This window comes from Vibrio sp. R78045, from assembly GCF_042466085.1.
Lineage (GTDB): Bacteria > Pseudomonadota > Gammaproteobacteria > Enterobacterales > Vibrionaceae > Vibrio > Vibrio cyclitrophicus.
This window is the reverse complement of sequence record NZ_JAXHBS010000008.1, coordinates 1058282-1072755: the sequence shown is the minus strand read 5'-3', so window position 1 is coordinate 1072755 and position 14474 is coordinate 1058282. Positions and strand designations below refer to the sequence as shown.

At 44.5% G+C, this 14474-nt stretch carries 14 protein-coding genes and 1 other annotated feature; of the genes, 8 read left to right on the top strand and 6 right to left on the bottom strand.

Annotated features, from left to right (window positions below):
- Positions 1 to 29: 29 nt before the first annotated feature.
- Both uvrC and uvrY read right to left on the bottom strand, forming a co-directional pair.
- Positions 30 to 1862 (bottom strand): excinuclease ABC subunit UvrC, encoded by a 1833-nt coding sequence (gene uvrC / locus SJY39_RS07320; protein ID WP_016792959.1) that lies wholly within the window; start codon positions 1860 to 1862, stop codon positions 30 to 32.
- 15 nt (positions 1863 to 1877) lie between these two features.
- Positions 1878 to 2522: a UvrY/SirA/GacA family response regulator transcription factor gene (uvrY, locus tag SJY39_RS07315; protein WP_010438064.1), complete on the bottom strand. Its 645-nt coding sequence runs from the start codon at positions 2520 to 2522 to the stop codon at positions 1878 to 1880.
- Between the two features lie 426 nt (positions 2523 to 2948).
- Here uvrY and SJY39_RS07310 point away from each other — a divergent pair, with 426 nt between their 5' ends.
- On the top strand, positions 2949 to 5312 hold the full coding sequence (locus SJY39_RS07310; RefSeq protein ID WP_016789267.1) for a DNA polymerase II: 2364 nt from the start codon (positions 2949 to 2951) through the stop codon (positions 5310 to 5312).
- A 103-nt stretch (positions 5313 to 5415) separates the two neighbouring features.
- On the opposite strand, the gene SJY39_RS07305 is transcribed toward SJY39_RS07310, so the two are convergent.
- Positions 5416 to 6183, bottom strand: a complete 768-nt coding sequence (locus SJY39_RS07305; RefSeq protein WP_016768367.1) for a hypothetical protein — start codon at positions 6181 to 6183, stop codon at positions 5416 to 5418.
- Positions 6184 to 6320: 137 nt separating this feature from the next.
- On the opposite strand from SJY39_RS07305, the gene yeiP reads away from it, so the two are divergent.
- The 3 genes from yeiP to SJY39_RS07290 all read left to right on the top strand — a co-directional run bounded on the left by yeiP (position 6321) and on the right by SJY39_RS07290 (position 7860).
- Positions 6321 to 6890: an elongation factor P-like protein YeiP gene (yeiP, locus tag SJY39_RS07300; RefSeq protein ID WP_010438058.1), complete on the top strand. Its 570-nt coding sequence runs from the start codon at positions 6321 to 6323 to the stop codon at positions 6888 to 6890.
- 10 nt (positions 6891 to 6900) lie between these two features.
- Entirely contained in the window at positions 6901 to 7230 is a 330-nt protein-coding gene (locus SJY39_RS07295; protein WP_004741258.1) for an HI1450 family dsDNA-mimic protein, read from the top strand.
- 147 nt (positions 7231 to 7377) lie between these two features.
- Positions 7378 to 7860 carry an RNA methyltransferase gene (locus SJY39_RS07290; RefSeq protein ID WP_010438051.1) on the top strand — a complete coding sequence of 161 codons (483 nt, stop codon included), beginning with the start codon at positions 7378 to 7380 and terminating at the stop codon, positions 7858 to 7860.
- Positions 7861 to 8089: 229 nt separating this feature from the next.
- Here SJY39_RS07290 and rluB read toward each other — a convergent pair whose 3' ends face one another.
- From rluB to SJY39_RS07275, 3 genes are all read right to left on the bottom strand, one after another.
- On the bottom strand, positions 8090 to 9124 hold the full coding sequence (rluB, locus tag SJY39_RS07285; RefSeq protein ID WP_016768368.1) for a 23S rRNA pseudouridine(2605) synthase RluB: 1035 nt from the start codon (positions 9122 to 9124) through the stop codon (positions 8090 to 8092).
- 160 nt (positions 9125 to 9284) lie between these two features.
- Complete coding sequence (locus tag SJY39_RS07280; RefSeq protein WP_009848751.1) at positions 9285 to 9905, bottom strand: L-threonylcarbamoyladenylate synthase; 621 nt, start codon at positions 9903 to 9905, stop codon at positions 9285 to 9287.
- Between the two features lie 55 nt (positions 9906 to 9960).
- Positions 9961 to 10830, bottom strand: coding sequence for a PHP domain-containing protein (locus tag SJY39_RS07275; protein ID WP_016792960.1), 870 nt, complete (start codon positions 10828 to 10830; stop codon positions 9961 to 9963).
- Between the two features lie 120 nt (positions 10831 to 10950).
- Between SJY39_RS07275 and SJY39_RS07270 the strand changes: the two genes are divergently transcribed.
- From SJY39_RS07270 to trpD, 4 genes are all read left to right on the top strand, one after another.
- On the top strand, positions 10951 to 11076 hold the full coding sequence (locus SJY39_RS07270; RefSeq protein ID WP_004729790.1) for a trp operon leader peptide: 126 nt from the start codon (positions 10951 to 10953) through the stop codon (positions 11074 to 11076).
- Positions 11023 to 11137, top strand: a sequence feature (Trp leader region). Its footprint overlaps the gene before it by 54 nt.
- 125 nt (positions 11138 to 11262) lie before the next feature.
- Positions 11263 to 12852 carry an anthranilate synthase component 1 gene (locus SJY39_RS07265; RefSeq protein ID WP_010438042.1) on the top strand — a complete coding sequence of 530 codons (1590 nt, stop codon included), beginning with the start codon at positions 11263 to 11265 and terminating at the stop codon, positions 12850 to 12852.
- A 2-nt stretch (positions 12853 to 12854) separates the two neighbouring features.
- On the top strand, positions 12855 to 13445 hold the full coding sequence (locus SJY39_RS07260) for an aminodeoxychorismate/anthranilate synthase component II (RefSeq protein ID WP_016792961.1): 591 nt from the start codon (positions 12855 to 12857) through the stop codon (positions 13443 to 13445).
- Between the two features lie 9 nt (positions 13446 to 13454).
- Positions 13455 to 14450: an anthranilate phosphoribosyltransferase gene (gene trpD, locus SJY39_RS07255; RefSeq protein ID WP_012604340.1), complete on the top strand. Its 996-nt coding sequence runs from the start codon at positions 13455 to 13457 to the stop codon at positions 14448 to 14450.
- Positions 14451 to 14474: the final 24 nt, after the last annotated feature.

Here is a 14474-nt window from a genome sequence, read left to right as displayed (position 1 = left end):
AATTGCGCTTTAATGGTGCGGGATTTTTACTATTGTTTCAATGCTTGATAAATGTTTTCTGCCAAAGAATGACTAATGCCCGGTACTTTGGCTATTTCTTCGACAGTTGCACGCTTAAGTTCTTGTAAGCCACCCATATATTTCAGCAAAGCTTGACGACGTTTAGGCCCCACACCTTCAATTCCTTCCAAAGCACTCGTTCTTCGCGTTTTACCACGTTTCGCTCTATGCCCTGCAATCGCATGATTATGGCTTTCATCACGAATATGTTGGATAAGGTGTAGTGCTGGCGCATCACTTGGTAAATTGAACTCTTCACCTTCAAGGGTCACTAAGGTTTCCAAACCAGGTTTACGTGTTATCCCTTTCGCTATACCCATCATTCTTGGTCGAAACGGCCAATCGTCCCAATATTGAGAAATAATCTCATGAGCACGATTCAGTTGGCCCTTACCACCATCAATGAAGATGATATCTGGGATCTTGTCGACATCAAGTTGCTTTGAATAGCGCTTTTCAAGTGCCTGAGCCATCGCGGCGTAGTCATCGCCTCCAGTAATACCAGTAATATTGTAGCGGCGGTATTCCGGTTTAACGGGGCCTTCCTGATTGAACACTACACAAGAAGCTATCGTACTTTCACCCATAGTATGACTGATATCAAAACATTCCATGCGCTTGATAGCATCCATCGACAACACTTCTTGAAGCTCTTTGAAGCGTTGGTTGATGGTCATCTTATGATTAATCTTGGTGGTAATTGCCGTTAAAGCATTGGTATTCGACAATTTAAGGTAACGACCTCGAGTCCCTAAAGGATTGGTATTGAAGTGGATCTTCCGACCCGCAACTTCACACAAAGCTTCTTGAATCGGTGTGACATCTTCCATCAAATCGGCGTTGAGAATGAGGCGAGTTGGTATAGTTCTCGCTTCGTTATGTGCGAGATAATATTGACTTAAAAAGCTCGAAAAAACTTCTTCTCGCACCGTATTGTTGGGAATTTTAGGAAAATGGCTTCTACTGCCTAATACCTTACCTTGACGGATCATCAAGATATGAATACAAGCCACGCCATTCTCTTGAGCAAAGCCCAACACGTCCATATCTTCCATTGAATCATCAGATACGTACTGTTGCTCTTGCACCCGTCTAATCGCTTGGATTTGGTCGCGGAAAGCGGCCGCTTGCTCAAAGCGAAGCTCTTGGCTAGCCTTGTCCATTTTGTCGATAAGCGTTTCAAGGACGAGCTTGTCTTTCCCCTGAAGGAATAGACGAACGTAGTCGATAAGCTCGCTGTATTCTTCATCAGAGATAATTGAACTGACACATGGCGCAGCACAGCGGCCAATTTGATACATCAAACACGGGCGCGTTCTGTTGGCATAAACCGTATCTTCACACTGGCGAGCAGGAAAAATTTTTTGTATTAAGTGTAACGTCTCACGCACAGCGCCAGAATCAGGATAAGGACCAAAGTATTCACCTTTTTTCTTCTTAGCACCGCGATGCATCGACAAACGAGGATGCTTATGGCCACTAATAAAAATATAAGGGTACGACTTATCATCACGCAGAAGTACGTTGTATTTCGGTAAATACTGCTTGATGTAGTTGTGCTCAAGAATAAGAGCTTCTGTTTCCGTATGAGTCACAGTGACATCGATTTTGTCGATATTACTGACTAGAGCACGTGTTTTTTCACTGTCTACTTTTTTACGGAAATAGCTGGAAAGGCGTTTTTTGAGGTTCTTAGCTTTACCGACGTAAATAACGACAGCCTCGGCGTTATACATTCGATAAACGCCAGGCTGCTCTGTTACTGTCTTAAGGAATGAGACTGAGTCAAACAAGTTGGTCACTATACGATCTCAGTGTTAAAGGGTCTCAGTGTCTAACATTCCATGTCTAATCGCTAAATGCGTCAACTCTACATCACCACTGATATCCAGTTTGCTGAACAAACGGTAGCGGTAGCTGTTAACTGTTTTAGGACTTAGATTGAGTTGTTCCGAAATATCCGTCACTTTCTGACCTTTGGTAATCATCATCATGATTTGAAGTTCACGTTCAGATAAGTCTGCGAATGGATTTTCAGACGCAGGCGAGAATTGGCTCAAAGCCATCTGCTGCGCAATTTCTGGTGAAATGTATCGTTGGCCACTGTTGACCATTCGAATAGCATTTACCATTTCATCCGGACCTGCACCTTTAGTAAGGTAACCTGCAGCTCCAGCTTGCATCACTTTAGTTGGAAACGGATTTTCCGTATGAACAGTTAAAACGATGATTTTAATATCAGGGTTGAAACGCAAGATCTTCTTGGTTGCTTCTAAGCCACCAATACCAGGCATATTCATATCCATCAAAATAACGTCAGTATTGTTAGTACGACACCATTTTGCAGCATCTTCACCGCTTTCAGCTTCCCCTGCTACGTTCATTCCACGGACGTCTTCAATAATACGTCGTATCCCTGTGCGAACCAGCTCGTGATCATCTACAAGGAAAACATTTATCAAACTTGTATCTCCACACTATTAATTGGCTCTGCAACCACTGTGTCGTTTCATCTGTTTGAAACAATTAAACAAAGGAACAGTGGATCGCAGCATCAAGTACATCTTAACTTAATTAGTAAAAAAAAGCTCTGTTGAATATGTGCTGAAACACGAACTTTAGCAAGTACTTATTTATAAATAAGCCAACTAAAACAATAAGCTTTTGGTTAAAATCAACTAGTTAAGACAACACCCAATAAAATTACACAAGACAAAGATATTTTCAATAACATTAAATCACCATTCGCGACAATTTCGGTTATTTGCTTATAGAGTCCCGTTATTTACAACGATTAACTAGAATTTAGTGACTATTTCTGCCGTCTATTGTGCGTAAAGGATAGCTAAATGGTAGTATTCGACTCCCCATTTCAATAGGTTACTACATTGGATATTCAGCAAGGATTCGTACTCACAAGACAAGCAAGAGACTTTTCAGGGCGTACTCAAATCGATTTATGGCTAAGTACTCCCCAAGGCCCTACTTTGCTGACGATTCAAAATGAAAAACCTGTGTTCTTTGTCGCTCAATCTGACGTGCAAGCATGTCAGGCGATTGCGACTAAAGAAGCTATTGACTGCCAATTTAAACTACTAGAATTGGCCACTTTTGAGCAAACGCCTCTGGCCGCGTGTTATACCTCTTTATCGAGAAGTAGCTTCGGTTTAGCGCAAGCCTTTCACAACGACGAAATCCAGACTTTTGAAAGTGATGTTCGATTGGCTGACCGATATTTGATGGAACGCTTTATCAAAGGAAGTATCGAGTTTACTGGGGCTGCCATCCAAAAGAACAAACATCGTAGAGTTTCTAATGCAAAGTGTAGATCAGGCGATTACTTACCTAACTTGTCAGTAGTGTCACTTGATATTGAATGCTCAGAAAAAGGCGTGCTTTATTCCATTGGCTTAGACAGCCCGATGGACAGCCGAGTCATCATGGTCGGCGAACCACAAGAAGCAGACACCAACATCCAATGGGTTGTCAACGAAAAAGTGCTGCTTGAAGCGATGATAGCTTGGTTCTCGGAGTTTGATCCTGACATCATCATTGGTTGGAATGTCATCGACTTCGATTTTAGGCTTCTGCACAAACGAGCTGAATGGAATGAGGTAAAACTCACTATTGGTAGAGACAACCAACCAAGCTTCTTTCGCAGTTCTGCACAAAACCAGCAAGGCTTTATTACCATTCCCGGGCGCGTTGTCCTAGATGGCATCGATATGCTAAAAACGGCAACCTATCACTTTCGCTCTTGGTCTCTTGAATCTGTATCCCAAGAGCTACTTGGTGAAGGCAAAGACATCCATAACGTTCACGATCGCATGGATGAGATCAATCGGATGTTTAAATTCGATAAACCTTCACTCGCCAAGTACAACCTTCAAGACTGTGTGCTCGTAAACCGCATCTTTGAACACACTCACCTACTCGACTTCGCGATTGAGCGTTCTCGATTAACCGGTGTAGAGCTGGATCGTGTTGGTGGCTCAGTGGCAGCATTTACCAATTTGTACATGCCTCAGATACACAGAGCGGGGTATGTCGCGCCTAACTTAGAGCCGGAGAACTGGATTGCGAGTCCCGGCGGTTATGTGATGGATTCGATTCCCAACCTGTACGACTCAGTTTTAGTTCTCGACTTTAAAAGCCTGTATCCATCAATCATCCGCTCTTTCTTGATTGACCCTATGGGGCTGATTGAAGGGTTAAAGCTGGAACTAGGCCCAGGAGAAAACCAAGCGGTCGAAGGTTTTAGAGGTGGTCAGTTCCACCGTTCTAAACACTTTCTGCCAGAAATGATTGAGAACCTATGGGCAGCACGTGATGTGGCTAAGAAGAACAACGAAAAAGCATTTTCTCAAGCGATTAAGATCATCATGAATTCATTTTATGGAGTGTTGGGGTCTTCAGGTTGTCGCTTCTTCGATACTCGCCTGGCGTCATCCATTACCATGCGTGGTCATGAAATCATGAAACAAACCAAAGTTCTGATTGAAGACAAAGGCTATCAAGTTATCTACGGTGACACCGATTCAACCTTCGTGTCTCTGAATGGCAGTTATGACCAACAGCAAGCCGACGAGATTGGCCATGAATTAGCGGCTTACATCAACGATTGGTGGACGAATCACTTAAAAGAAACCTACAACCTGACTTCTATACTCGAATTAGAATACGAGACTCACTATCGCAAGTTTCTTATGCCGACCATTAGAGGCTCTGAGACAGGGTCGAAGAAACGTTATGCAGGCTTGATCAATCAAGGCGACCAAGAGAAGATCATCTTCAAAGGGCTTGAAAGTGCGCGAACCGATTGGACACCTCTCGCGCAGCAATTCCAACAAACTTTGTATGAAATGGTATTTAACGATCAAGACCCAACGGACTATATCAGACAATTTGTCGATGAAACCTCTGCTGGTAAACACGATGATTTACTGGTGTACCAAAAGCGCTTACGCCGCAAATTACACGAATACCAAAAGAACATTCCACCACAGGTTCGCGCAGCAAGATTAGCAGACGAGATCAATGCTCAGCTTGGTCGCCCTCTTCAATACCAAAACAAAGGACGTATTGAGTATTTGATTACTATGAGTGGTCCTGAGCCCAAAGAGTATTTAAAAAGTGGCATCGATTATCAGCACTATATCGACAAACAAATCAAACCGGTTGCAGAAGCAATTTTGCCGTTTATAGGACTGGATTTTGAAAGAGTTAGCGGGCAGCAGCTAGGTCTGTTCTAGATTGAATCCTCTTCCAAAGTGGTCATTGAAGCAAAAAAGCAGAGAAGTGCTGTGTTACTCAGCCCACTCTGCTTTTTAGTATTCATTGGGAGGTTACTAATCTCTATCCGATACGAAACTCAGTTTTTTGATATTGCTTAACCAGCCATTCCCCAAAACCATCAAGAATCCCTATTACCGAACGTTTAGGAATCGGTTTACCAGAAAGTAAAATGCCTAACCTGTGGATTTCGACGTCTTTATCTGGGTGATACTTCAAGAACTGTTGACCACACTCTATTGGGTCATCGAACCAATATTTGTCACGATACATCACCAAAGAATAACTCGCTCGCAGTAGCTTTTTAGCAATGACCACTTGCGCGGCCACTTGTTGTTCTGGCGTTGTTGCTCGGGCGATCTTATTGCGATACACCGCTAACCAGTTTTCCGCATCCATATTCCAGTGCTTAGCGATTTCCCAACTTGTTTCAAAATCACCATAACAATCCGATAAGTCTTCACCATGCACGCACACAGCTAAATGTTTCAGCATAAAGCCCCATGTGAATATGTTGTCGAAATCAACGATCTCGCTCACCAAGGTGGTTTTGATCGCCACTTGTGTGACCTGAGGGAAGCTCTTTTGAAAACGCCACTTAATGGTGTTTAACAACGTGGTTCGTTGGTCTGGGAAAGGACGATGAGTAACCACAACAACATCAAGGTTCGACCGACCGACGACGGCTTGCTTACGCGCTACACTGCCATAAATATAGACACTGTGTAGATTAGAACCTAACCCACCTTTTAGAAAGGTAATCAGATCGTTAACCACAGGTTGGAATTCAGGTTGAAAAGGCTGTGTTGGGTCAATAACAGGTAGCTGCATAGGTCGTTTCGGTAAATAAAATAATGATTTAACTGTCTCTCTATGATCGCTTAGGTGACTTTATGATTCAAGCTATTCCTATTTATAGCGTCTACGAGATATAATCACCGGATAGACCCAATAAGGACAAACACAAAATGCCTAGAGCAAGTGAGATTAAAAAAGGTTTTGCGATCAATGTTGATGGTAAAACAATACTCGTAAAAGATATCGAAGTAACAACACCAGGTGGCCGTGGTGGTCAAAAGATTTACCGCTTCCGAGGTCACGATGTAGCAACTGGCGTTAAAACAGAAGTTCGTCACAAGGCTGACGAAATCGTTGAAACTATCGACGTGACTAAGCGTGCAGTGATGTTCTCTTACGTTGATGGCAACGAGTACATCTTCATGGATAACGAAGATTACACACAATTCATCTTCAACGGTGAAATGATCGAAGACGAACTGCTGTTCATCAATGAAGAAACGCAAGGTATGTACGCTATTCTTATCGATGGTAACGCAGCTACTCTTGAGCTTCCTTCTTCAGTTGAACTAGTGATCGAAGAAACTGACCCTTCAATCAAAGGCGCGTCTGCTTCAGCTCGTACTAAACCAGCTCGTTTATCTACCGGCCTTACTGTTCAAGTTCCTGAATACATCGCGACTGGCGACAAAGTTGTAGTGAACACCGCTGAACGTAAATACATGAACCGCGCAAGCTAAGATACTTATTATGACCGAAGCTAACGACCTTATGTCTTACGACGATGCAATTGATACTGCATATGACATCTTTCTAGAGATGGCACCTGACAATCTTGAACCTGCAGACGTGATTCTATTCACAGCGCAGTTTGAAGATCGTGGCGCTGCAGAACTTGTTGAAACTGGCGATGATTGGGTTGAACATGTTGGCTTTGAAGTCGACAAAGAAATCTACGCTGAAGTGCGCATTGGTCTTGTGAATGAAGCTGATGACGTTCTAGACGATGTATTTGCTCGCATGCTAATCAGCCGTGACCCAGAACATAAGTTCTGTCACATGCTGTGGAAACGCGACTAATACCACTGTCGACGCTCATCTGCATGAGTAAACAAGTATTCATGTAAGCGAGTTAAAAGTTAGCCGAGCCGATTGCTCGGCTATTTTTATCACGCTATCTCCCATCGTGATTACTCACTTTCATCATCAACTTTAGATTCACTGATTATGACCAAAGCAAAAACAGACACACAATCAAAAGGCTACGCCTGCATTGGCCTAGTTAACCCAAAGACACCTGAAAACGTAGGCTCAGTTATGCGAGCGGCTGGCTGCTACGGCGCCAACTCTGTGTTTTACACCGGCACACGTTACGACCATGCGCGAAAATTCCACACAGATACCAAAGAAAAGCACCTAGCGTTGCCTTTAATTGGTGTTGAAGAGCTAAAAGATATTATTCCAGTAGGCTGCGTGCCTGTTGCTGTTGATCTGATTGAAGGTGCTAAGCCTCTGCCTGATTACAAGCACCCACCACGCGCGTTTTACATTTTTGGTCCAGAAGACGGCACGCTAAAGAAAGAGATCACCGATTTCTGTCGTGACACGATTTACGTTCCAACTAACGGCTGCATGAATCTAGCGGCCTCTGTGAATGTTGTGCTCTACGACCGATTGGCGAAAGGCGATAACTTCTCGAATCACAAGTAAATAGAACGAGATACGAAGAGATTTGTAGCTTCACGCAAGAAAAGCGCAAGGCGCAAAGCACAATTGCTGTCGATTACTTCTGCGCTTTTCTCTACTCGATTACTCGCATCCCGCATCTTTTATTTCTTCTAGACGTAAAAAAACCTGCTCAATGAGCAGGTTTTTTAGTATTCAGTATTTTCAACTAATAAAGCTTTAAGCTTAAAAACTGAAGTAACTACTTGCGTAATTACTGACGTGTTCTTGGCTTAGCTGGTTTAGCCGGACGTCCATTGTTCAATTTAGGCTTGCTCTTGTTAGTCTGAGGCTTGCCTTTGCTTGCTGTTGGAGTGCTACGACCTGATTCTGGAGTTGTAGTACCGCGAGTTGCAGGCTTCTTACGCTTAGTCTGGTTACTACGGCCTTTTGGTGCATTTGCACGCTCTTCGTGACGCTTAACAGCACGACGAATTTTTTGGCTACGAGAACGCTCACGCTTACGAGAAGTATTTGAAGGATCAAGATCCAACAATGTTTCTTTCTCTGGATTTAGCTCAACCAACTGACGTAGGTAGTTAACTTCTTCAAGGTCTAGCTCTTTCCAACCGCCGCGAGGCAGTTTCTTATCAAGGTAGATATCACCGTAACGTACACGTTTTAGACGGCTTACTGTCGTTTCTTGTGATTCCCAAAGACGACGAACCTCGCGGTTACGACCTTCGTTAATCGCTACGTAGAAAGTATGGTTCATACCTTCACCACCAGCGTAAACCACATCTTCGAAACGAGCCATGCCATCTTCTAGTTCAACGCCGCGCACAAGGTTCTTAACCTTCTGCTCGTTCACTTCACCAAATACACGTACTAGGTATTCACGTTCAACCTGACGGCTTGGGTGCATTAGGCGGTTTGCAAGTTCACCATCAGTAGTGAAAAGCAAAAGACCCGATGTGTTTGCATCAAGACGACCAACTGAAATCCAACGAGAACCACGGATCTTAGGTAGACGATCGAAAACAGTACGGCGACCTTCAGGATCGTGACGAGTACACAGCTCACCTTCTGGCTTGTAGTAAGCCAGCACACGACAAACTACTTCTTCAGAAGCTTTACCAGTAATAGTGTGACCATCGATACGAATCACTGAGTTCTCGTCTTCAAGACGCTCGCCCAGTTTCGCAACTTGACCGTTAACACTTACACGACCAGATTTGATTAAACCTTCTAGTTCACGACGAGAACCGTGACCAGCTCGCGCTAAAACCTTCTGTAATTTTTCGCTCATTTACTCTTTTCTACCTAATTGTCGTCTTCACAGACGTCGAATGAATTTTTTCGCGACCAAATCGCGGTCGCGTATTATCGCAAATAACCTGCCAAAAAGCACTTGTTATTTACTCAAGCAAGTTTGCTGTTTCGTTACAGACTGTTAATCAGTAACGCTATTATTCAAACGGTGCTGGATCGCCGGCACCACGACGTAAAACAACGGCGTCATCGTCGCTGAAGTCAATAACTGTGGTTGGTTGCTCACCTAAGTAACCGCCATTCAAAATGACATCAACCGCATGCTCTAGGCTGTCACGAATTTCTTCAGGGTCCGATTCAGTTGTCTCGTTCCCCGGAAGAATCAGTGACGTCGACATCAATGGCTCGCCCATCGCTTCCAACAAGTCGAGTGCAATCTTGTTGTCTGGGACACGAATCCCAATCGTTTTACGCTTGGCGTTCATCAGACGCTTTGGCACTTCTTTGGTTGCTTTAAAAATAAACGTGTAAGCACCGGGCGTATGCGCCTTAAGCAGGCGGAATGCGACGTTATCTACTCGTGCGTACAGAGACAATTCAGAAAGATCACGGCATAACAACGTGAAATTGTGTTTGTCATCGATTCGACGGATCTTACAGATACGTTCAAGTGCTTGTTTATTTTCAAGCTGACAGCCCAGCGCATAGCCGGAATCTGTTGGATAAACCACCACACCGCCATTGCGAATAATCGCAACCGCTTGGGTAATTAAGCGTGCTTGTGGGTTATCTGGATGTACATAAAAAAACTGGCTCATTGTTGATCCTCGTTATCGAATCTCTCGACTCTATCATCAGAAGGAGCTGGTTCACCTAAATACTGTCATCGGTATCAGATGGTGGAACCGTTTGAAACTCCCAATCTTTCCATACTTCTTCGACCCCAGAAGGTAGCCAGAGATTACGTCCAAGTTCCATCCACGGGGATGGATAATGGAAGTCGCTGCCTTGGGAGGCTAATAGTTTGTATTGTATAGCATAATCCGCAAGTGTGCGTCTTTCTTGTTGTGCTTGTTGAGGTTGAGCTACTTCCATAGCGTCACCTTTTGCTTCAACAAATGCGGCTAACAAACGCTTAACCCACTTTGCTGTAAGGCCATATCGCGCAGGGTGTGCTAATACAGCCTGTCCGCCGGCTGCATGAATTGCCGTGACAGCATCGCTCATAGAGCACCAAGTTGGCGGCACGTAGCCTGGGTTATTGCGAGTTAGAAACTTTTTAAACACCTGCTGCATGGTTTTCGCATAACCGTTATCAACTAGCCACTTAGCAAAGTGAGCGCGAGTAATCGGCGCATCACCAGCAATCAACTTAACCTCATCGAGAACCCCTTCTTGGGTCGCTTTCTCAAGGCGCTGAGCAATCATCTCCGCACGTCCAATACGATGTTGCTTTTGTTGGTCAATGAGTGCTTTCAACTCTGTTGACTCAGGATCGACATTTAACCCAACAATATGGATATCCTTATTTTGCCAAACCGTTGAAATCTCGATGCCGTTAATCAACTGAATAGGAAGATTGTTATTAGCAATATAGCTGCGTGCTTCTGCAAGCCCATCAGTCGTGTCATGATCTGTAATCGCTAACGCTTCGATGTTAAAGCCTAACGCTCGGTCAATCAGCTCAGGAGGGGTAAGTCGGCCATCTGAGGCTGTTGTATGACTATGTAGATCAATTCTCATATATTCTTTTTCATTGTTTTCAATTTTTATCGTTATATTTGTGTCAATGCACTTGACCTGCAAGCGCAAAACTAGTTAACTAGTACACAAATACGAAGTATCACATTTGATAGGTTCACTATGTTACAAGAATTTAACCAAAACCATAAAGATAAAGTTTTAGAACTTTCTTCAATAGAAGCAAGTTCAGAGCTTAATTGGTGGCGCACTTGGACAAGTTCTTGGTGGGCTAACGTGTACTTCTAGTTAAACAGTTTGTTTATAAAAAAGTTATCACTAAGCCCGCTTTCATAGCGGGCTTTTTAATTTGTCGAACATCTCACATTCAACTGACTAACAAATCAACGAATTGACCATATTCTAGATTGGGTGAACAGTATCTTTATGCGACTATGTACGACAGGAAATTTAAAGAATCATAAAGGAGGTCTTGTGAACAAGGCCATTGAAATCAAAAAGCTGGGAACCATTGAGGTCATCAATTCTTCAGTTCCTTACTCGCAAGATCCAACCAGCGTTTTTCATACTTTGTGTGAAAACAAAACAGACAGTCTGTTGTTGGAATCTGCTGAGATTGAATCTAAACAGAACCTGACAAGCCTACTCCTTATCGACTCTGCTGTTCGCATCGTATGTCGCGGACATGAAGTAACCTTTCAAGCATTGACTGAAAACGGTCAAGCGCTTATCGAACACCTAACTCAAAATGTGAAAGCAGAAATTAAATCTGACCTGACTGATAACGTTTTGACGCTGACTTTTATCGAGCCAAGCAACGAAGTAGATGAAGACTCACGTTTAAGAGAAGCCTCTTCATTCGATGCTCTACGTTTAGTGCAGCACAGCTTTGAGCAAGACGCAGATAACAAACACGCACTATTCATGGCGGGCTTATTCGCTTATGACATCGTGGCGAACTTTGAACCGCTAGGTGATGCTGAAGCAACCAACAATTGTCCTGACTTTGTCTTCTACGTAGCTGAAACACTATTGCGTTTCGACCATCAAGAGAACGAAGGCCTACTTCATGCGAGCTTGTTCGCTCAAGATGACAGCATCAAAGTACGGCTAACTGAGCGCTTAGCCGAAATTCAAACTCAGTGTCAATCACTGAAAGCCATCACAGAAGTAACACCGCTCAACAACGTTGACGCTGTACCAAGCGTTTCAGATGAAGACTTCTGCCAAACGGTTCGTGACCTAAAAGAGTACGTAGTAAAAGGCGATGTATTCCAAGTAGTACCTTCACGCCGCTTTACGCTGCCTTGCCCTGCTCCACTGGCAGCTTACAAAGAGCTTAAGCAAAGCAACCCAAGCCCTTACATGTTCTACATGCAAGATGAGCTGTTTACTCTGTTCGGCGCTTCTCCAGAAAGTGCGCTGAAATACGAAACTGAAACCAACCAAATCGAAATTTACCCAATTGCTGGTACTCGTCGCCGCGGTAAGCGCCCGAATGGCCAAATCGATTTCGATCTAGACAGCCGTATTGAGCTTGAACTGCGCACCGACAAGAAAGAAAACGCAGAACACATGATGCTAGTAGACCTAGCGCGTAACGATGTGGCTCGTATTGCTGAAGCAGGCACTCGCCACGTAGCAGACTTGCTAAAAGTTGACCGCTACAGCCATGTGATGCACTTGGTTTCTCGTGTTGTAGGTCAGCTACGTGAAGATTTAGATGCCCTACACGCTTACCAAGCTTGTATGAACATGGGTACGCTAACGGGCGCACCAAAAATCCGTGCAATGCAGCTTATTCGTGACGTAGAAAAAACGCGCCGTGGTAGCTACGGCGGTGCAGTCGGTTACCTAACCGGCGAAGGTACTTTAGATACTTGTATCGTAATTCGCTCTGCTTACGTTGAAGATGGCATGGCACAAGTACAAGCAGGCGCGGGCGTGGTGTTCGACTCTGACCCACAAGCAGAAGCTGACGAAACTCGCGGCAAAGCTCAAGCGGTCATATCTGCGATTCAAGCAGCTCATACTAAAAACCTAGCAAGTAAGAAGGAGTCGTAATCATGGCTGATATTGTATTCATCGATAACTTCGATTCGTTCACTTACAACCTTGTAGACCAGTTTCGTTCATTAGGTCACAGTGTGAAAATTTACCGTAACAACATTCCTGCAAAAGTAGTTGAAGCGGCGATCAACGAACTAGACAACCCTGTTGCACTGCTTTCGCCAGGCCCTGGCGCTCCGGCTGATGCGGGCTGCATGCCTGAGCTGATTCAGCGACTAAAAGGCAAAGTGCCAATGATTGGTATTTGTTTAGGCCACCAAGCGATTGTTGAAGCCTATGGTGGCACCGTTGCAGGCGCAGGCGAAATCATTCATGGTAAGGTGTCGATGATGGAACACCAAAACCATGCGACTTACCAAGGCTTACCTTCGCCGCTGGCTATCGCTCGCTACCACTCTTTGGTGGCAACGCATGTATCCGATAGCCTAACAGTGACCGCTGAAGTCGATGATTTGGTCATGTCTGTGGTTCAAGAACAAGACAAGGTGTGTGGATTCCAATTCCACCCTGAATCAATTATGACAACTTACGGTGCAACGCTTCTTGCGAACGCTATCGAATGGGCTCTTGAGAAAAAGACGATATAGGAAACGATCATGGAACAGATTAATAAACTTTACGAACAGCAGTCTCTTACTCAAGAAGAAAGCCAACAGTTATTTGATGTGATCATCAAGGGTGAGCTCGATCCAATCCTGATGGCTTCTGCACTGACTGCACTTAAAATCAAAGGCGAGACGCCAGACGAAATTGCTGGCGCGGCGAAAGCACTGCTTGCCAATGCAAACCCGTTTCCACGCCCTGATTACGATTTTGCAGACATCGTAGGTACAGGTGGCGACGGTCATAACACCATTAACATTTCGACGACTTCAGCATTCGTTGCAGCCGCTTGTGGCCTAAAAGTCGCGAAGCACGGTAACCGCAGTGTATCGAGCAAATCAGGCTCTTCTGACCTACTGGATTCGTTTGGCATCAACCTAGCAATGACTGCGGAAGACACGCGTACGGCTGTCGATGAACTTGGCGTCGCATTCCTATTTGCTCCGCAATACCACGGTGGCGTGCGTCACGCGATGCCTGTTCGCCAAACCATGAAAACACGTACTATCTTCAACATCCTTGGCCCACTGATTAACCCTGCTCGCCCTAACATCGAGCTAATGGGTGTTTACAGCAAAGAGCTTGTACGCCCTATCGCGGAAACCATGCTGCAAATGGGCATGAAGCGCGCGGCGGTTGTTCACGGTAGCGGACTTGATGAAGTAGCGATTCACGGCGAAACCATCGTTGCTGAAATCAAAGATGGTGCAATTCACGAATACACAGTGACACCGGCAGATTTTGGTTTAAACACTCACCCTCTTGAAGCTATCAAGGGCGGCGAGCCAGAAGAGAACAAAGCCATCACAACAGATATCCTTACGGGTAAAGGCACTGAAGCTCAAGTTGGTGCAGTAGCCGTGAACGTTGCTCTGCTGATGCGCCTATTTGGTCACGAAGATCTAAAAGCTAATGCACAGCAAGCGATTGACGCAATGAACTCTGGCAAAGCATACGAGCTTGTACAAAAGCTTGCTGCACACGCCTAATGAACGACGGAGTTGAGACAAAGA

Bases quoted from the DNA above. Each gene is read 5' to 3' on its own strand.
- SJY39_RS07305 (WP_016768367.1), bottom strand. From the start codon at position 6,183: ATGCAGCTACCTGTTATTGACCCAACACAGCCTTTTCAACCTGAATTC.
- yeiP (WP_010438058.1), top strand. From the start codon at position 6,321: ATGCCTAGAGCAAGTGAGATTAAAAAAGGTTTTGCGATCAATGTTGAT.
- SJY39_RS07295 (WP_004741258.1), top strand. From the start codon at position 6,901: ATGACCGAAGCTAACGACCTTATGTCTTACGACGATGCAATTGATACT.
- SJY39_RS07290 (WP_010438051.1), top strand. From the start codon at position 7,378: ATGACCAAAGCAAAAACAGACACACAATCAAAAGGCTACGCCTGCATT.
- rluB (WP_016768368.1), bottom strand. From the start codon at position 9,124: ATGAGCGAAAAATTACAGAAGGTTTTAGCGCGAGCTGGTCACGGTTCT.
- SJY39_RS07280 (WP_009848751.1), bottom strand. From the start codon at position 9,905: ATGAGCCAGTTTTTTTATGTACATCCAGATAACCCACAAGCACGCTTA.
- SJY39_RS07275 (WP_016792960.1), bottom strand. From the start codon at position 10,830: ATGAGAATTGATCTACATAGTCATACAACAGCCTCAGATGGCCGACTT.
- SJY39_RS07270 (WP_004729790.1), top strand. From the start codon at position 10,951: ATGTTACAAGAATTTAACCAAAACCATAAAGATAAAGTTTTAGAACTT.
- SJY39_RS07260 (WP_016792961.1), top strand. From the start codon at position 12,855: ATGGCTGATATTGTATTCATCGATAACTTCGATTCGTTCACTTACAAC.
- trpD (WP_012604340.1), top strand. From the start codon at position 13,455: ATGGAACAGATTAATAAACTTTACGAACAGCAGTCTCTTACTCAAGAA.